The 17,769-nt window shown below is 67.6% G+C and carries 19 protein-coding genes; 11 read left to right on the top strand and 8 right to left on the bottom strand.

Features of this window, described 5'->3' with window-relative positions; genetic code table 11:
* Nucleotides 1-218: 218 nt before the first annotated feature.
* Genes ACR9ZH_RS04205 through ACR9ZH_RS04185 form a run of 5 tightly spaced genes read left to right on the top strand, consistent with a single transcriptional unit; the run spans nucleotide 219 to nucleotide 4,931 of the window.
* Nucleotides 219-1,301 (top strand): 4-oxalomesaconate tautomerase, encoded by a 1,083-nt coding sequence (locus ACR9ZH_RS04205; protein WP_481289500.1) that lies wholly within the window; start codon nucleotides 219-221, stop codon nucleotides 1,299-1,301.
* Between the two features lie 22 nt (nucleotides 1,302-1,323).
* On the top strand, nucleotides 1,324-2,046 hold the full coding sequence (locus tag ACR9ZH_RS04200) for a PIG-L deacetylase family protein (protein WP_481289499.1): 723 nt from the start codon (nucleotides 1,324-1,326) through the stop codon (nucleotides 2,044-2,046).
* Entirely contained in the window at nucleotides 2,043-2,735 is a 693-nt protein-coding gene (locus ACR9ZH_RS04195; protein ID WP_481289498.1) for a 4-carboxy-4-hydroxy-2-oxoadipate aldolase/oxaloacetate decarboxylase, read from the top strand. Before ACR9ZH_RS04200 ends, ACR9ZH_RS04195 begins: the two co-directional genes overlap by 4 nt.
* Before the next feature lie 8 nt (nucleotides 2,736-2,743).
* A complete protein-coding gene (locus ACR9ZH_RS04190) occupies nucleotides 2,744-3,616 on the top strand; it encodes an amidohydrolase family protein (RefSeq protein WP_481289497.1) in 873 nt (290 codons plus the stop codon).
* 22 nt (nucleotides 3,617-3,638) lie between these two features.
* Nucleotides 3,639-4,931 (top strand): dicarboxylate/amino acid:cation symporter, encoded by a 1,293-nt coding sequence (locus tag ACR9ZH_RS04185; protein WP_481289496.1) that lies wholly within the window; start codon nucleotides 3,639-3,641, stop codon nucleotides 4,929-4,931.
* Between the two features lie 11 nt (nucleotides 4,932-4,942).
* Here ACR9ZH_RS04185 and dusB read toward each other — a convergent pair whose 3' ends face one another.
* From dusB to ACR9ZH_RS04145, 8 genes are all read right to left on the bottom strand, one after another.
* Nucleotides 4,943-5,929, bottom strand: coding sequence for a tRNA dihydrouridine synthase DusB (gene dusB / locus ACR9ZH_RS04180; protein ID WP_481289495.1), 987 nt, complete (start codon nucleotides 5,927-5,929; stop codon nucleotides 4,943-4,945).
* A 10-nt stretch (nucleotides 5,930-5,939) separates the two neighbouring features.
* Entirely contained in the window at nucleotides 5,940-7,256 is a 1,317-nt protein-coding gene (locus ACR9ZH_RS04175) for a S8 family serine peptidase (RefSeq protein WP_481289494.1), read from the bottom strand.
* A complete protein-coding gene (locus tag ACR9ZH_RS04170; RefSeq protein ID WP_481289493.1) occupies nucleotides 7,253-7,894 on the bottom strand; it encodes an anti-sigma factor family protein in 642 nt (213 codons plus the stop codon). Before ACR9ZH_RS04170 ends, ACR9ZH_RS04175 begins: the two co-directional genes overlap by 4 nt.
* Entirely contained in the window at nucleotides 7,891-8,487 is a 597-nt protein-coding gene (locus ACR9ZH_RS04165) for an RNA polymerase sigma factor (protein WP_481289492.1), read from the bottom strand. Before ACR9ZH_RS04165 ends, ACR9ZH_RS04170 begins: the two co-directional genes overlap by 4 nt.
* A 57-nt stretch (nucleotides 8,488-8,544) precedes the next feature.
* Nucleotides 8,545-9,234 carry a TorF family putative porin gene (locus tag ACR9ZH_RS04160; RefSeq protein ID WP_481289491.1) on the bottom strand — a complete coding sequence of 230 codons (690 nt, stop codon included), beginning with the start codon at nucleotides 9,232-9,234 and terminating at the stop codon, nucleotides 8,545-8,547.
* Between the two features lie 127 nt (nucleotides 9,235-9,361).
* Nucleotides 9,362-9,742, bottom strand: a complete 381-nt coding sequence (locus ACR9ZH_RS04155; RefSeq protein ID WP_481289490.1) for a c-type cytochrome — start codon at nucleotides 9,740-9,742, stop codon at nucleotides 9,362-9,364.
* Nucleotides 9,743-9,777: 35 nt separating this feature from the next.
* On the bottom strand, nucleotides 9,778-11,055 hold the full coding sequence (locus ACR9ZH_RS04150) for a cytochrome C (protein ID WP_481289579.1): 1,278 nt from the start codon (nucleotides 11,053-11,055) through the stop codon (nucleotides 9,778-9,780).
* Between the two features lie 117 nt (nucleotides 11,056-11,172).
* Entirely contained in the window at nucleotides 11,173-11,730 is a 558-nt protein-coding gene (locus tag ACR9ZH_RS04145; RefSeq protein WP_481289489.1) for a cytochrome b, read from the bottom strand.
* A gap of 139 nt (nucleotides 11,731-11,869) precedes the next feature.
* Here ACR9ZH_RS04145 and ACR9ZH_RS04140 point away from each other — a divergent pair, with 139 nt between their 5' ends.
* From ACR9ZH_RS04140 to ACR9ZH_RS04115, 6 genes are read left to right on the top strand one after another with little or no spacing between them, the layout of a single operon-like run.
* The gene (locus ACR9ZH_RS04140; protein WP_481289488.1) at nucleotides 11,870-12,295 is read left to right on the top strand and encodes a sugar 3,4-ketoisomerase; all 426 of its coding nucleotides are present in this window, start codon (nucleotides 11,870-11,872) and stop codon (nucleotides 12,293-12,295) included.
* The gene (locus tag ACR9ZH_RS04135) at nucleotides 12,292-13,416 is read left to right on the top strand and encodes a DegT/DnrJ/EryC1/StrS family aminotransferase (protein WP_481289578.1); all 1,125 of its coding nucleotides are present in this window, start codon (nucleotides 12,292-12,294) and stop codon (nucleotides 13,414-13,416) included. Before ACR9ZH_RS04140 ends, ACR9ZH_RS04135 begins: the two co-directional genes overlap by 4 nt.
* Nucleotides 13,413-14,663 carry an O-antigen translocase gene (locus tag ACR9ZH_RS04130; RefSeq protein ID WP_481289487.1) on the top strand — a complete coding sequence of 417 codons (1,251 nt, stop codon included), beginning with the start codon at nucleotides 13,413-13,415 and terminating at the stop codon, nucleotides 14,661-14,663. Before ACR9ZH_RS04135 ends, ACR9ZH_RS04130 begins: the two co-directional genes overlap by 4 nt.
* Before the next feature lies 1 nt (nucleotide 14,664).
* Nucleotides 14,665-15,600: a glycosyltransferase family 2 protein gene (locus ACR9ZH_RS04125; RefSeq protein ID WP_481289486.1), complete on the top strand. Its 936-nt coding sequence runs from the start codon at nucleotides 14,665-14,667 to the stop codon at nucleotides 15,598-15,600.
* Nucleotides 15,597-16,775: a S1 domain-containing protein gene (locus ACR9ZH_RS04120; RefSeq protein WP_481289485.1), complete on the top strand. Its 1,179-nt coding sequence runs from the start codon at nucleotides 15,597-15,599 to the stop codon at nucleotides 16,773-16,775. The genes ACR9ZH_RS04125 and ACR9ZH_RS04120 overlap by 4 nt, the downstream gene beginning before the upstream one ends.
* Entirely contained in the window at nucleotides 16,748-17,569 is an 822-nt protein-coding gene (locus ACR9ZH_RS04115; RefSeq protein ID WP_481289484.1) for a Wzz/FepE/Etk N-terminal domain-containing protein, read from the top strand. The genes ACR9ZH_RS04120 and ACR9ZH_RS04115 overlap by 28 nt, the downstream gene beginning before the upstream one ends.
* Nucleotides 17,570-17,769: the final 200 nt, after the last annotated feature.

Raw genomic sequence — 17,769 nt, 5'->3', positions numbered from 1 at the left:
GGTCCCTGCCTTCGCAGGGACGCCGGCGGGGAGCTTTCGTCATTCCTGCGAAGGCAGGAATCCAGCGCCTCTACGCTTCCCAACCGTGCTGCATTGCATCAAATGCAAGACACCGCCCCGGCTATGACAATTACGCAAAGCAGATAGGCCGCCGAACGCGTTGTACCCCCCCGCCGCCGGGAAGACCATCGCTCCATCAGCTCTCCCGGTCGAAAGCCATGGCGCACGAAATTCCCTGCTGGTACATGCGAGGCGGAACCTCGAAAGGTCCCTTCTTTCTTGCCCGTGACCTGCCCGCGGACCGTGCCACCCGCGACGCGGTGATCCTGGCGGCCATGGGCTCGCCGGACCCCCGCCAGATCGACGGCCTCGGCGGCGCGAAGACACTGACCAGCAAGGTGGGCATCCTGTCCGTTCCAACCGACGGCGTCGCCGATCTCGACTTCCTGTTCGGCCAGGTCGGCATCGCCGATGCGACGGTGGATACCACGCCCAATTGCGGCAACATGCTCGCGGCCGCCTTGCCTGCGGCGATCGAGTCGGGCCTCCTCCAGGGCGACCACGGCACCACGACCCGCCGCGTACGCACGGTGAATACCGGCGTGGTGGCCGAAATCACCATCGAGACGCCGTTCGGCCGGCCCGCGTACGATGGCGACGCGCGCATCGACGGCGTGCCGCGTCCCGCGGCACCCGTGACCTGCGGCTTCCTCGACACCGAGGGCTCGCTCACGGGTAGCCTGCTGCCCACGGGCAACGTGCGTGACACCGTCGACGGCGTCGAGATGACGCTGATCGACAACGGCATGCCGGTCATGATCATCGCCGCGGCCGCGCTCGGCGTGAGCGGCGACGAGACGCCCGAACAACTCGACGGCAATGCCGCGCTCAAGGCCCGCATCGAGGCGTTGCGCCTGCAGGCCGCGCCGCTGATGAACCTCGGCGACGTCACCCACAAGCCGGTACCCAAGATCACCCTGGTGTCGCCACCGCGCGCCGGCGGCGCCATCGGCACGCGCACCTTCATTCCACACGACGTGCATACCTCGATCGGCGTGCTCGGTGCGGTCACCGTCGCCACGGCCGCCGTCCTGCCGGGCTCGGTGGCCTACGACGTCGCGAACCCGGGCGAGGGCGACGTGCGCACTCTTTCGATCGAACACCCCACCGGCGAGTTCAGCGTCGAGGTGGGCATGGAGGGCACGCGCGTGGTCCGCGCGGCGCTCCTGCGCACCGCGCGGCTGCTGATGCGCGGCACCGTTCCCGTCTCCCCATCGATCTGGCGCGGCCCCGCCGCCTGATCCCCCGCACCTGGAGCTAGCCATGTCCGAACAGAAAACCGCGCTCGTCGTCAGCGCCCATTCCGCCGATTTCGTCTGGCGCGCCGGCGGCGCCATCGCGCTCCATGTGGCCCAGGGCTGGCGCGTGCACATCGTCTGCCTGTCGTTCGGCGAGCGCGGCGAATCCGCGAAGCTGTGGCGCCAGCCGGGCATGACGATGGAAAAGGTGAAGACCGACCGCCGCGCCGAGGCGCAGGAAGCCGCGGACATTCTCGGCGCCAGCGTGGAATTCCTCGACATCGGCGATTATCCGATGCGCGCCGACCTCGACGTGGTGTTCCACCTCGCCAAGGTGTATCGCGAGCTGCGCCCGTCCTTCGTGCTCAGCCACTCGCTGAAGGACCCGTATAACTTCGATCATCCGCTCGCCACCCACGTGGCCCAGGAGGCGCGCGTGGTCGCCCAGGCGCATGGCCACGAGCCGCAGGTGCCGGTGATCGGCGCGCCGCCGGTCTTCCTGTTCGAGCCGCACCAGCCCGAGCAGTGCGAATGGAAGCCCGAGCTGTTCCTCGACATCACGCCGGTCTGGGAAAAGAAGCGCGCGGCCTTCGAAACCATGCGCGCGCAGGAACACCTGTGGGAGTACTACACCCGGGTCGGCCTGCAGCGCGGTGCCCAGGCCTCGCGCAATTCGGATTTCAAGATCACCTACGCGGAAGCGTTCCAGCGCGTGTTCCCGCACGTGACCCAGGGGACGCTCGCATGATCGGCGTGGTCGTTCGCAAGCGCCCGTCCATCGGCGCAGAGCAGGCCAGCGCGCTGGCCGGGTTCGGCGTGGCGACGGTGCACGAGGCGCAGGGCCGCACCGGCCTGTTCCAGCCGCCGATCGCGCCGATCCAGCAGGACCGCTCCATCGCGGGTTCCGCGGTCACCGTGCTGGCCCAGCCCGGCGACAACTGGATGCTGCACGTGGCCGTCGAGCAATGCCGCCCCGGCGACGTCCTGGTCGTCGCATGCACCACCGAGAATACCGACGGGATGTTCGGCGACCTGCTCGCCACCTCGCTGATGGCCCGCGGCGTGGCCGGCTTGGTCATCGACGCCGGCGTGCGCGACAGCGCGGAACTGCGCCGCATGGGCTTTCCGGTCTGGGCGCGCGCGGTGCACGCGCGCGGCACCGTGAAGGCCACGCTCGGTTCGGTGAACGTACCCGTCGTCATCGGCGGCCAGCTGGTCAAGCCGGGCGACGCCATCGTCGCCGACGACGACGGCGTGGTCGTCGTGCCCTACGCGACCGTGGATGCCGCCATCGACGCATCGCGCAAGCGCACGCTGAACGAAGAAGAGAAGCGCAAGCGTCTTGCGGCGGGCGAACTCGGCCTCGATATCTACGGGATGCGGCCGAAGCTCGAAGCCGCCGGCCTGCGCTACGTCGACGAGCTTCCCCACGAGTGACCATCCCCATGAAGTCCTGCCTCCCCCCCGATCCCCATCCCACCAAGCCGCAGCAGGCGCTCCCCCCGCTTGCCTGCGACGCGCACTGCCACGTGTTCGGCCCCGCCGAGCGTTTCCCCTATGCGCCCGACCGCAGCTATACGCCACCGGACGCGCCCTACGAACACCTGGTCGCGCTGCACGACTTCCTCGGCCTCGACCGTGGCGTCATCGTCCAGGCCAGCTGCCATGGCACCGACAACACGGCGATGCTCGACGCCATCGCGCGTGGCGAAGGCCGTTACCGCGGCGTGGCCATCGTCGACGACGGCATCGACGACAAGGGCCTCGAGGCGCTGGATCATGGCGGCGTGCGCGGTGTCCGCTTCAACTTCGTGCAGCATCTCGGCGGCCGGCCGGACATGAAGGTGTTCTGGCGCGTGCTCGACAAGGTGGCCGAAATGGGCTGGCACGTCGTGCTGCATCTCGACGCCAACGACATCGTGGAACTGAACGACGACGTGCTCGCGAAGATCCGCGTGCCCTTCGTCATCGACCACATGGGCCGCGTGCAGGCCGCCAAGGGCCTGGAACAGGAACCCTTCCGCCTGTTGCTGGCGCTCATGCGGGACAACCCGCTTGCCTGGGTGAAGGTCTGCGGCGCCGAGCGCGTCTCGGTCGGCAAGAGGCCCTTCGACGATGCCATCCCGTTCGCCAGTGCTCTGATCGAGGCCGCGCCCGATCGTGTGCTCTGGGGTACGGACTTTCCGCATCCAAACATCTCGAAGGACATGCCCAACGACGGCGGCCTGGTCGACCTGATGTTCCGTTTCTGCCCGGACGAGGGGCTGCGCAAGCGCCTGCTCATCGACAATCCGGCGCGCCTGTACGACTTCGCCTGATCGATCCACGCCCGAGAACTCCATGTCCGATATCGCCGCCACCGTTCCGTCGTCGCAGAAGCCGCGCAAGCCGTTCTACCGGCAACTCTACGTCCAGGTCCTGGTGGCGGTGGTCATCGGCGTGATCCTCGGTTATCTCTCGCCGAAGTACGCCGTGGCGATGAAGCCGCTGGGCGACGGCTTCATCGCCCTGATCAAGATGGTGATCGGGCCGATCATCTTCTGCACCGTGGTGACCGGCATCGCGGGCATGCGCGACATGCGCAAGGTGGGCCGCGTGGGCGGCAAGGCGCTGCTCTACTTCGAGATGATCTCGACGTTCGCGCTGTTCTTCGGACTCGTCGCCGCGCACGTGTTCCATCCCGGCACGGGATTCAATGTCGATCCGTCTACGCTGAAGGCAGGCGAGGTGGGCAACCTCGTGGCCCAGGGCCACAACATCGAGTCGATCGGCTTCCTGCTCTCGATCATTCCTTCCACCTTCGTCAGCGCGTTCGCGAAGGGCGACGTGCTCTCGATCCTGCTGATCTCGGTGCTGTTCGGTTGTGCACTGGCCTCGGTGGGCGAGCGCGGCAAGCCCGTCTACGACGTGATCGAGGCCGGTGCGCAGGTGTTCTTCAAGATCGTCCACTACATCACGGCGGTCTCGTCCATCGGCGCGTTCGGCGCCATGGCCTTCACCATCGGCAAGTACGGCGTGGTGTCGCTGGTGCCGCTGATGGAACTGATCGGCAGCTTCTACCTCGTATGCATCCTCTTCGTCGTCCTGGTGCTGGGCGCGGTGGCGCGCTTTGCCGGCTTCAGCATCCTGCGCTTCTGCGCCTACATCAAGGACGAGCTGCTGATCGTGCTCGGCACCAGTTCGTCGGAAGTCGTGCTCGCGCCGCTGATGCGCAAGATGGAAGACCTGGGTTGCCCGAAGGAGACGGTGGGCCTGGTCGTGCCGACCGGCTATTCGTTCAACCTCGACGGCACCAACATCTACCTGACCATGGCGATCCTGTTCATCGCCCAGGCGCTGAACATCCAGCTTTCCCTGGAGCAGCAGATCACGGTGGCGATCGTTGGCATGCTGACCTCGAAGGGCGCCAGCGGCGTCGCCGGCGCGGCGCTGGTGATGCTGGCCTCGACGCTGAGCGTGGTGCCGGTGGTCCCGGTGGCGGGCATGGTCCTGATCCTCGGCATCCACCGCTTCCTCGGCACCGGCCTCGCGATGACGAACCTCGTCGGCAACGGCGTGGCGGCGATCGTCGTATGCGCCTGGGAGCGCGAACTGGACCGGTCGAAGATGGCCGCCGTACTCAAGGCAGCGTGAAACGTGGGGTATCAGGCGGCTAGGGCGGCGCCTGCTTGCAGCTCATCGAAATACTCACGCGTAAGGCGCAACTGCGTCGCTGCGTCTTCCGCCTTGTTCACCACGTGCCGGAACGACGCGTTCTCGGGACGGTCCTTCGCGTACCAGCCGAGGTGCTTGCGGGCGATGCGTACGCCCATCGCCTCGCCGTAGAACGCGTAGAGATGTTCGAGGTGGCCGGTGAGGATGTCGCGGACTTCGCCGGGCGTGGGCTCGGGGAGGAAGCCCCCCGTCTCCAGGTGGTGAGCTATCTCGCGGAAGATCCACGGGCGCCCCTGCGCGCCGCGACCGATCATGACCGCGTCGGCGCCGGTGATGCGCAGGACCTCGCGTGCCTTCGCCGGGTCGACGATGTCGCCGTTCGCGAGGACGGGGATGGAAACGCTGGCCTTCACCGCGGCGATGGTGGCGTACTCGGCCTCGCCTTCGTACTTGTCGGCGCGCGTACGCCCGTGCACGGAGAGCGCCGCGACGCCCGCGTCCTCGGCGATGCGGGCGATGCTCAGCGCATTGCGGTGTTCGCGGTCCCAGCCCGTGCGGATCTTCAGCGTGACCGGGATGTCGACGGCCTTCACCACGGCGTGGAGGATGCGCGCCACGAGTGGCTCGTCCTGGAGCAGGGCGGAGCCCGACCAGACGTTGCACACCTTCTTGGCGGGGCAGCCCATGTTGATGTCGACGATCTGCGCGCCGTTGTCGGCGTTGTACCTGGCGGCCTCGGCGAGCATGCCGGGATCGTAACCGGCAATCTGTACGCTCACGGGCTCGGGTTCGCCCTCGTGGTCCATGCGCCGCAGCGATTTGCGCGTATTCCACAGGCGCGGATCGGCGGTGGTCATCTCCGACACGGCAAGCCCGGCACCCATGCGCTTGCACAGGAGCCGGAACGGCTTGTCGGTCACGCCGGCCATGGGTGCGAGCACCACGGCAGGCGCGATGGAGTAGGGGCCGATACGCATGGCCTTGATTTTACTGCTTTCTGCGCTCCGCGCCCAGCGCGGCCACGGCCGCGGCGGCATCCACTTCCAGCATACCGTGGGTGACGCTGCTGGTTCGCAGCAAGATGTCGCGTGCCGTGCCGGCGTCCAGCCGGGGCGACAGCGACAGCAACAGGGCGAGGATGCCGCTGACATGCGCCGCGGCCATCGAGGAGCCCGAGGTGAAGTCGTAGCCGCCGCCGGGCTGGGTGGTGAGGATGTCCTTGCCGGGTGCGCTCAGGACGCCGGACGCCGCCGCCGTGGCCTCGCTCGAACGGACGACGATGACGCCGGGCGCGTTGTCGGGGAAACCGCCGGTACCGCCGCCGGGCGGCAGCGCGGCCACGACGATGCGTCCCTGGCTCAGTAACTGCTCGAGCAGCTTGCCGAGCAGCGGATCCGCGGGGCCGCCGAGGCTCATGTTGACGATGCGCGCATCGGTGTCGTTGACCGCCGCGAGCGCCTTGGCGAGGGTGAACGAGTTGCAACGCGCGCCCTTGGCGGGATCGGGGTACCAGCAGGCCTTGTAGACGCTGATGCGCGACTTCGGCGCGATGCCCACCATGCCCTGGTGATTGTCGGCCTCGGCGGCGATGATCCCGGCCACCTCGGTTCCGTGGCGGTCGGTGTTGAATGCGCCGGCGTTGTCGTCCACGGCATCGCCGCCGTCGCGCACGTGGTCGCGAAGATCGGGATGGCTCATGTCGGCGCCGGTGTCGACGACCGCGACGTGCACGCCGTCGCCCTGGGTCACCGTGTGCGCGACCGCCGCCCGGGTTTCGACGAACCCGCGCTGCAGGTCCGTATAAGGATCGTTGTAACGGCGTCCGTCCTGCGGCGCCGCCTTCTGCGCGCTGTCGGCATCGCTGTAGACGGCGTATTCCTGCAGCGGCTGCGCCAGTTGCACGCGCTTGTCCGCCACGAGCCGCGCGATGAGCGCATCGCGGTCCACGCCGGGTGGCGGCTGCATGACGACGCAGTAGAGGCCCAGCGCCTTGATCGGCCAGCCCGTGAGCGTGCGCACGCCATAGGCCTTCTCGATATCCGCCAGGGCGGATGCCGCGCGCTGGCCTGCGCTGTAATTGGCCGAGGGCGTGTAGCCGAGCAGGTTGGAGCCCGCGTGCGTCGCCGCCGGCTCCAGCGGGTTGGCCACGGCCAGGACGATGTCGCGGTTGCTGTCCATGGCGGCGACGTCGCCGGCTGGCGACGTGCCGCCTGTGGAGGGGCCGGGCGCGGCGGGCACGGCCGCGCACCCGCCCAGCGTGGAAAGAAGCAACGCCGCCGAAAGGACGAAAAGCAGCCGCTTCATGGCGCTCCGCTGACGGGCTCCGCGAAGCGGATGCCCGGCGTGGCGCGCAGGCGCAGCAGGGTTTCTTTCGACGCGGCCTTGCCGTCTTCGGAAACCAGCGTATAGGCGCCCACGTCGTTAGGTCCGCCGGCGACACGCAGGTGGAAATCCTGCAGGAGCCGGTTCCACTCGGCGACCTTCATCGACGACTGCGGGACGACGCGCAGCGCGCCCGCAGGGACAGGAGCATCGGGCTGGCTCAAGGTACGGTACACAGGGGCGGGCGATTCCTCGCCGCGCAGCTTGATGCCGAGCACGCCGATACCGATGGCCTGGACCAGCACCGCGGCAACCAGGCCGCGGACCAGCCAGCCCGACGACGCGAAGCGGCGCGTCATGGGAGGTTGTGCCTCGGCGTCGTCGATGCGGCTCATCAACCGCGCAAGCCCTGCCTCCGCGTCGACCGCGAGGTCGGACGGCAGCGACAGCGCCGCGCGCAGGCGTTCCTGCTGGGCGAATTCCTCGCGGCAGGCCGGGCAGCCGGCAAGGTGGGCTTCCAGCCACTCGCCTTGTTCGGCGGAGGCATCGCCGCGGAGTACCCAGGGCATCGCTTCCCAGGCTCGTGTGCAATCCCTGCCAGCATCCTTATGGAGGGTCATGGCGCGTTCTCTCTGTTGATGGTTCGCTCCCCGGCAAGTCCGGGAAGCACGTTGCGCAGTTTCACCCGCGCGTGGAACAGGCGTGCCTTCACGGTACCCACCGGGCAGCCCATGATCGTCGCGACGTCGTCCAGCGTATGGCCGACGCCGTACACCAGTTCGACCACGACGCGCTGGTCGGCGGAAAGTCTCTCGAGGCCCTTGCCCAGCCAGTCGCGCATCACCCGGTCGTCGTCGGGATCGTGGGCCGGCGTGCGGTCCTCGGGAAGGCTGTCCTCGTCCACCGGCTCGCTGCCGTGCTGGCGCAGGGCCTTGAGGCCGCAGCGGTAGGCGATGCCCATGATCCAGGTGGAGACGCGGGAATCGCCCTGGAACGTGCCGGCCTTCTGCCAGGCGATCCAGAAGCAGTCGTTGATGGCTTCCTCGACGATGTCGCTACGCCGCGTGATGCGCGACAGGAAGCGGCAGAGCCGCCCATGGTAGGCGCGGTACATGACCGACAGCGCGGCGCGGTCGCCGTCCGCCATGCGCCGCAGCAGCTGACGGTCGGTGGCATCGGCCTCGTTGTTGGCGTCGCTCATGGGCTGGCCCATCGGTTCGGATGACTCGTGAGTCCCGGGCGGGAGGCAAAAGGTTGCCCCGGTTACCTTTCAGAAAGCCCGCGACACGGTCGCCGTCCACGGTGAGACTTTGGGCTGGAACGACTGGCGGTCGCGGTTGCTGGCGATGTGGGCCACTTCGATACGCCAGGGTCCGTTATCCCAGGTGAGGCCTGCATGCCCGTAATAATAGTGGTTCCGCCGCTCGTAGCCGGACCCGCGCGGCGGGACCAGCTCCTGGGCCACGCCGGCGCTCGCCGAGAGCGCGAAGCCCCGCGCCAGGGGCCAATGCAGGCCGAGATCGGCCGCGCCGCGCGGACGCTGGCCGCCGTAGTTGTTCAGGTGCGAACCCGACAGGCCGAAGGTGAGCACGTCGCGGTAGATCCAGCTCACGCCCAGTTCCGTGCGGTCGTAGGTCCGGCTCCGGCCGTGGCTGGGATAGCGGTAGTCGATGAGGCTGGCCTGCATCTGCCAGTCCGTCGACAGCGACCAGGAATGCGCCACCTGGGCGACGAAGCCGGCGAAGCCGCGCGGCCTGTGGACCTGCGCGCTGGCGGAGACGCCAACCGACCATCCGGACGGCGAGGCCCAGTTGAGCGCGCCCTGCAGAACAGGCCCGGGCCGGGTGATGGCCAGGCCGCGATCGACGAGCTGCGAACTGAGCGCAACGGTGCCGCTCAGGGGCGAGGTCTGTGCATGGAGCGCCGGACAGGCCAGGGCCACCCCGACGAGGAAACCCACGCGGGCTCCCAGGCTCGCGCGGGTTCGGGTGACCTGTCGGTGGTGCAGGGCATGCGGGAACGCGGGACCATACTCCATCTGCGGCAACCGGCCGATCCGGGCCGCCTCCGGGCGGCCCGGATCCACTCTAGTGCAGGGTGCCGAGATAGGAAATCAGGTCGTCGAGATCCTTGGGGTTGTCGAGGCCCTCGTATTTCATTTTCGTGCCCGGGTTGGCCTTTTTCGCCGGTTGCGAAAGGTAGGTGTGCAGCTGTTCCGCCGTCCACGTCCACGGGCTCTGTTTCAGCGCGTCGGAGTAGTCGTAGTCGGGCACGCTGCCGGCCTTCCGGCCCACGATGCCGAACAGGCTGGGGCCTTTCTTGTTGCGGCCCTCCTTCACGGTGTGGCACTCGGCGCATTCGGACTTGAAAACGTCCTTGCCGGCGTTGGCGTCGCCGGCCCGGGCGGGCGTTGCCGCCCAGCCGGCGGCCGCGACGAGGAAAACGGCGAGATGGAGGCTTTGTCGCAAGATGGATGTCGGCACTCGAACGGCTCCCTTCATGGTCAGAAAGCGATGCTGGCCGAGAGGGAAAACGCGTTCAGGTCGCGAGCGTCCGTCCGCTGCGTACCTGGTGGCGCGAAGAAGATGTCGTCTTCCCTGCCGGCGAAGCGGCTGAAGCGGAACCAGGTGGCCGCGAGCTTCAGGTTGGCGATCGAGGTATACGAATCGTCCTTGCCGAACGGTGCCCAGTACACGCTGATGAGGTTGGTGGTCGTGTCCGGATCGCCCGAGGGCCCGAAGCGCGCCAGGTCGCGCGATCCGGTGCTCTTGAAGTGGCTGAAGGTCACGCCGTAGGTCTGCTTGAAGGTGTAGGTGACGCTCATCGTCTGGTCGTGCACGATGCCGCTGTCGCGTGCGACGACGCCCCCGATCACCGGCGTGCTGCCGTAATCGCGCTTCTCGAGGATGTTCACGTACGCGAGCTGCACGATGTGGTCGCGGTTGCCCAGGTACTGGTAGGTGAGGTCGTAGCCGAGGTCGACGATGTCGTCGCTGGGGCCGGAGCGGGGCAGTTGCCGCTTCGTGGTCAGGCCGACCAGGCCCGCCGAGAAGAACTGCGTCTTCATGTCCTTCATGTACGCGAAGCGGGTATAGGCCGTATCGCGGAGGCGTCCCGGGTCGCCGCCGATGTTGTAACCGAGGTGGTCCTGCTGCGATGTGGGCAGGGAGCGATAGGTACCCACTTCGCCATACCAGTCGTTGTCGTAGAGCGCGTAGGCCGTCGCGCCGATCACGCGGTTGGACAGCGAGTTCGGGCTGGAGGGATTGAGCAGGGAACCGGTGATGCCTGCCGGACCGAGGAAGTTGGCCGACGGCAGGTTGTGGAGCGGGTCGCTGAAGCCTGGGCTGTTGTTCACGCTCACGCCGAACAAGGTGTCCTTGCCGCCGATCTTCAGTTCCTTGGCGACGAAGCGCAGGTCCACGCTGCTGAGCTTCGTGTTGTACGTGTTGTGTCCGGTGTGGTCGGCCTCGACCTTGACGAAACCGCCGATCTGGTCGGTGAGGCGGCCGGCAAGGTACAGGTCACCCTCGGTCAAGGCGGTGGTGCTGTCGCCGCGCGCCGGATTGGTGTGCGTCTCGGTCAGCTGCATGGCCAAGGGGATCTTGGTGCCCTTGCCGTCGGTATCGGTGTAGCCGCCCAGCTTGAAGCGCATGCCGTAGGGCGTGAGCGCGGGACCGTAGGCGCCCGCATGGCAGTCCGCGCAGGCCGCGCCGGTCTGGCGGGCATAGGCGGGAATGGCCTGTGCCGCCGTGGTGGCGAAGAGCAGGAGAGCGGCCATGAGGCCACCGAGGAGCAACTTGTCGGTCCTTCGCTTCACGCGTCGGCTGGATAACGGCAGCATGGTCTGTTCCCTCTTCCTATCGATGGGTCGCAACGTGCAGGCAGCCGCCGCCCATCAGCGGCGGCGCCTCGGTAACATCATTCGGAGCGTGTGGTCGCGCAGCACGAAGTGGTGCCAGAGCGCGGCGCCAAGATGCAGGGTGACGAGCACGAGCAGGGCCCAGGCGGCATCGATGTGCAGGGCCTGCAGGTTGTCCGCCAGGTCCTCGTCCTCGCCGACCAGTGCCGGCAGGGTGAGACCGAAGAAGTGCACGTCGTTGCCCGCGGCGCTGGACATCGCCCAGCCCAGGAGGGGCAGGGCGAGGAGCAGGGCATACAGGGCGACATGGGTGATGCCGGCGCAGATGCGCACGATCCGCGGGTGGTCGCCGCCCGGCTGCAGCTTGCCGTAGCGGACACGCAGGGCCACCCGGACGCCGAAGAGCAGGAGCACGAGCAGCCCGGCATGGCGGTGTCCCTCGAGCAGCCACATGCGCACCGTGCGCCCGTCGAACCCCTCCAGCTCGTCGCGCATGAGGATCAGCGTCGCTGCCGCGACGACACACAGGACCGTGAGCCAGTGGAGCGCCACCAGCTTGCGCGGGCGCGTCGGTACCGGTTCCGCGTTGGTCATCGCCAGGGCTCCTCGAGTGCCATGTCCGTCTGAGTGCCGGTCGACGCGGAGAAGGTTGCCGCGGCGCCCCCACAACCTTTTGCCGCGGGCTTCGGCACTCAGGTGGGAGTCCGCCGTGAGCCCAGCAGGTCGCCCCAACATGGACATCCAACCGATCCTCCTGCAAACGCACGGCGACAGCCGTGGCATGCTCGTCGCGCTCGAGCAGGAACGGAACGTGCCCTTTCCCATCCGGCGCGTTTATTACCTTTTCTCCACGAGCACCGACGTGCATCGCGGCATGCACGCACACCGGCACCTCAACCAGCTGGCGGTGGCCGTGCGCGGCAGCGTCACCATCCTCCTCGACGACGGCACCGGGCCTACGGAGGTGACCCTCGACGACCCGGCGAAGGGCCTGCTGCTGGGGAGCATGGTGTGGCGCGATCTCTACGACTTCAGCGACGACTGCGTGCTGATGGTGCTGGCCGACCAGTTCTACGACCCGGCCGACTACATCACCAATTACGATGAGTTCCTGAGCGAGGTACGCGGCGATGCGAGGCTCGGGGGCACCGCGTGGTGACGATTGCGTCGCCGGCCGTGCCGTTCCTTGACCTCCGCGAGGTCAACGCGGCGCATGCCGGTGAACTCAAGGCCGCAGCGGCCCGCGTCATCGACTCCGGCCGTTACATCCTTGGCGAGGAGCTGTCCGCATTCGAAAGCGAGTTCGCCCGGTGGTGCGGTGTGCGCCATGCCGTCGGCGTGGGCAACGGCCTGGACGCGCTGGCGCTGATCCTGCGTGCCTACATGGAACTCGGGAGCATGGACGAGGGCGACGAGGTGATCGTCCCCGCCAACACGTTCATCGCGAGTTTCCTCGCCGTGAGTGCCAACCGGCTGGTGCCCGTGCCCGTGGAACCGGACGACGAATCGTTCAACCTGGACCCGGCCCGGGTCGAAGCGGCCATCGGACCGCGCACGCGGGCCATCATGGCGGTGCATCTCTATGGGCGCCTGGCCGACACGCAGGCGCTGGCCACGATCGCGCGGCGGTACGGCCTGCTGCTGATCGAGGACGCCGCACAGGCGCATGGCGCATCGAACGGCGGGCGCAAGGCGGGCGCGTTCGGCGACGCGGCAGCCTTCAGCTTCTATCCGGGCAAGAACTTCGGCGCGCTGGGTGATGCCGGCGCGGTGGTGACGGACGACGACGTCCTCGCGGCTACCGTACGCGAACTGCGCAACTACGGTTCGGTGGAGAAGTACCGCCACGCACGGGCAGGCGTGAATTCGCGCCTCGATGAGATCCAGGCGGCCATGCTCCGCGTGAAGCTTCGCTACATCGATGCGGAGAACGCCGCGCGGCGCCGCATCGCCGCCATGTACCGGGAAGCGATCGTCCATCCGGCCATCCGCGTTCCCGCGGAAGGCCGTCCCGGTGGCCATGCATGGCATCTGTTCGTAGTGCGCAGCGCGTGGCGCGAGGCGTTGCGCGCGCACCTCGCCGATGCCGGCGTACAGACCCTGGTGCATTACCCGATACCTCCGCACCGGCAGGGTGCCTATCCGCAACTGCGCGGTCTCGCGCTGCCGCTGACCGAGCGCATGCACGACGAGGTGTTGAGCCTGCCGCTGGCACCCAACCTGGGTGGGGAGCAGGTCGAGCGGGTGATCGACGCCTGCCTTTCGTTCGCAGTGCCATGAATTTCGTCCGCTCCGGTTTCTATGCGGCAGCCGGTACCGCGGCGCGCCTGCTCGCCGCGCTGCTGGTGGTGAAGCTCGTGGCATCGTTCGCTGGCCCCGCCGGCGTGGGGCGCCTCGGCCAGTTCATCAGCCTGATGTCGCTGCTGGCCGTGTTCGCGGGGGGAGGCATCGGCTCCGCCGTCGTGAAGTACGTAGCCGAATACCGTGAGGACAGTGCCCGCCTGTCGCGGCTCCTGGCCGCGGCACTCTGGTATGCCTTGCTCGCTTCCTGCGCGATGGGCCTGGTCACCTGGCTGTTCAGCGCGAAGATCGCGCTGTGGCTGCTCGGCGACGCGAGCTATGCAGGCCTGGTTCGCATCCTGGCCTTTGCCCAGCTCGGCGTCGCCATCGTCAACTACATCCTCGCCGTCATCAACGGCTTCATGGACGTGCGCCGGCTGGCGCTCATCCAGGTCGCCGGTTCGCTGCTGGCGATGCTGGCCGCGCTCACGCTGTCGCGCTGGCTGCACCTGTACGGTGCGCTGCTCTCCCTGGTGCTCGGCCAGGTGCTCTGGCTGATTGTCGGCCTGCCCGCATGGTGGCGCAGTCCCTATTTCAGCCGGGGCATGCTCCGCATGCGCTTCGATCGCGAGATGACCGGACGGCTCGCGGCCTTCTCCACGATGACGCTGACCTCGGCCCTGGTGCCGCCCCTGGTCAACATCGCCGTGCGCGACGACCTCGCCGGCCGCTTCGGCTGGGAACAGGTGGGCTACTGGCAGGCGGTGACCCGCGTGTCGGACGCCTACCTGCTGTTCATCGTCACGGCGATCAACATCTACTACCTGCCGCGCCTTGCGGCGGCGAAAGAGCGGGGTCCCCTGGTCGAGGCGCTGCGTGAAGCATGGCGCTACCTGCTGCCGGCGGTGACGCTGGTGGCCGCGCTCATCTACCTCCTGCGTGACACCGTCACACGGGTGCTGTTCAGTGGCGACTTCGCCGCGGCGAACGCGTTGTACGCACCCCAGCTCATCGGCGATGTCCTGAAAATCGCTTCGTTCGTCATGGCCTACCTGATGCTGGCCAAGGCGATGACCCGCCTCTTCATCGTCTCCGAACTGGTCTTCGCGGCGACCTACTTTCTCCTCGTGCATGCGTTTTCCGCGCATTTCGGCCTCATAGGCGCGATGTACGCGTTCGCGGCGAACTATGCGATCTACCTGCTCTTCAACCTCGTCGTAGCGCGGCGCTACCTGGGAGCCCTCTGACATGGCTGCCTCCACGACCCCGATGCCGCTGGTTTCCGTGCTGGTTCCGGCGTACAACCACGAAGCGTTCGTACAGCACTGCCTGGACAGCATCCTGGCCGACCCGTATCCGGCCAAGGAGATCGTCATCATCGACGATGGCTCGACCGATCGCACCGCCGAGCGGATCGAGGCATGGCTGGCGCTCCACCGCGACCATATCCCGGTGGAATACGTGAGCCGCGAGAACCGTGGCATCGCCGCCACGCTCAACGAGCTGGCCGCCCGTGCGCATGGCGAATTCCTGCGCATCGGGGCCAGCGACGATTACCTCCTGCCCGGCGGCTCGGAAGCGCTGGTCCGTTACCTCCTGTCGCATCCCGCCAAGGGGGCGGCCATCGGCGATTGCGTCGTGGTGGACGGCGAGGGCAACAAGATCCTCGATAGCGGCATGTGCGACCTGCACGGCGCCGACAAGCGCCTCTACCGGTCGGACGACGGCATCCGCCGGGCGGTAATCAGCCATTGGGCCATCGGTGGGCCTGTCACGATGCTGCGCAAGGGTGCGCTCGAAACCGTGGCGCGCTGGACCGAAGGCCTGCGCATCGACGACTGGGACCTGTTCCTGCGCCTGGCTGCCCGCGACGCCATCGGCTTCATCGACGTCAAGGTGTGTGCTTACCGCCTGCATGGTGCCAACTTCAGCAAGACGCGGCACACCGCCACGCGCATCGTCAACCTCACCGAGGCACGGGAGGTGGCGCTGCGGCGGGTGTGCATGTTCGCCGAGCCAGACCGTACGCGGCTGCGCGCGGAGGCCTGCCACATCGGGGCGAAGATCGCGTTCCTGCAGGGCAGGATGGGACGCGTCGCCATCCACATGACGGCGTATTTCTCGCTGCTGGCGCTGTCGAAGCTCCGCTTCGGGCACGCCCGTCACCGCGTGGGCGCGGCATGAAGCAACTCCTTCGCCTGCCGTCGACCTACCTTTGCCTGCCGATGCTCCTGGCCTGCGGCGTCACGCTGCTTACCTACGACCTGCCGGAAGGCTACGGGCAGGGGCTCCTGCTGCTGGTGCTCGTGGCGGCAGGCATCATGCTCGCCGACGCGTTCTTCGGCACGCGGTTGCCTCCGCCGGAGCGGTTCCGCGAGCGGCACTACGCGGGAACGCGGGAGGCGTTCGTGGCGCTTGCCTTCGCCGCCGTCATCGTCGTGTTCTGCGTACTGGACGTGGCGCTGTACCCGGTGCCGCTGATCAGCGATCCCTCGTCGTATGCCAACCTCGAGCCCGGACGCGAGCACCTCAGGCATATCTCGGACATGTGCTGGACCCTGCCGGTCATCGGCCTGCTTTGCGCTCGCCATCCGGCGCTGCGTTACGGCCTGGTGATCGTGGGCCTGGTGTTTCCGGTGATGGTGATCGATCGCAATCGGATCTTCGCCGGATTGTTTTCCGTCGCCTTCGTGCTGGCCTTCCGTCGCGACGGCTCGCGGCCCCTGCCATGGAAAGCCATCGGCGCGCTGGCGGTGACCGGCTGCGTGGTGTTCTCGGTGCTGGGCAGCTTGCGTTCCGGTTCCATCGACCACGTGACCCTGCCATTCGGCGACCTGTACAAGGCCGCGCCTCAGGGCATCAAGTGGCTGGTGCTTTACGTCAGCGCGGGTCCGTACAACTTCGCATCGATGCTCGCCAAGCATTACGCCAATCCGGATTTCCTCTTCCACCAGCTCGTGCCCGGAAGCGGGCAGCTGCTCACCTCGGACACCGATATCCCGTTCGACGCCGTCAACATCAACGTCGGAACCGAATACCTTCCCTTCCTCCTGGCCTGGGGCGTGGGCGGCGCCATCGCCTCCATGCTGGCGGCGTATGCCTTGCTGCTCTGGTGCGTTCGCCGGTTGAGGCCCGGGGTGTCCCTGTTCGGCCTGCTGATGTTCCTGCGCATCGCCTACGTGTCGCTCATGGCGCCGTTCGCACCGCAGATCTTCATCTGGATGAACGGCGGCTTCCTCGTCCTCTGCCTCCTGCTTCAGTTGCTGTCGGGGCTCCTGCCGAACCGGCACGAGGCGCATCCCTCCCGTTCCATCCACCACGAGTTTCCGGCATGGCAAAAGACGACGAAATCTATCTGATCGACATGTGGCGCATCGTCGTCCGCGAGTGGCGCTGGTTCATCGGCGTGGGCCTCGTGATCCTCGCGGCCACCTTCGCCTATCTGCACCATGCGCGCAGCCAATGGGAGGCCACCGCCTGGATCCAGATCGGCCAGGTGGGCACGACACCGGTGGGACAGGATCCCCATGTGGAGGCTTTCTCGCGCACGGTCGAACGGCTGGAAACCCGGTCCTTCCAGGACGACGTGCTGAAAAGCATCGCCGTGCCCGTGGATGCGCCGGAAGGACAGCTCTATCGCCGCAGCATGAAGATGGAGCAGATGCCGTACGCCAACATCATCAAGCTGCGGGTTCGCGGGTACTCGGCCGAGGATGCGAAACAGCTGGCCACCGCGACCGTCACCGTGCTGCACGCCGTGCATACCCAGATTGCCGCCGCCCCGGTCGCGCTGGCCAGGGGCCGCATGGAAGAACTGGAGTCGAGGCTGAAGGAAACCCGGGCCAACCGCGACCGGCTGATGAGCGAAGCCGCGGGCAACGGACCCGCGGCGGCGCTGGCTGGCGTGGCATTGGCCACGAGCAACGACGACCTGCGTGCCCTCGAACAGTCGCGCGCCGAACTCGCGACCCGCCAGCTGACCAACTACACCTACGAAACATCGTTGGCTTGGCCAATCTATGCGCCGAACGAGCGAGTCTTCCCGAACACTGTGCTCACGCTAGCCGTCGGCGTACTCGCCGCGGGATTCTGCGCCGCACTGGCCGCGGTCGCGCGCCACGCACTACGCAGCAGACCGGCGCCCCCCTTGTAGGAGCGCGCCCTGCGCGCGACCGCTTTTCGCATCGGTTGGCCCGCTGGCGCGTGCCCATGTCTTAAGCGGCTTCGCCGCAGGGAGCGTTGCCCCGGCTCGGCTATCGCCATCGCGTCTTGCTTGGGCGTGGCGGCGGGTCGCCGGCGCCTGCCATTTTTGTCGCTAAGTCCTCGTCCGGCCTACGCCTCCCTGCGGAATCG

This window comes from Luteibacter sp. SVR4-7G, from assembly GCF_056755555.1.
This window is presented reverse-complemented; position numbering and strand designations above follow the sequence as displayed.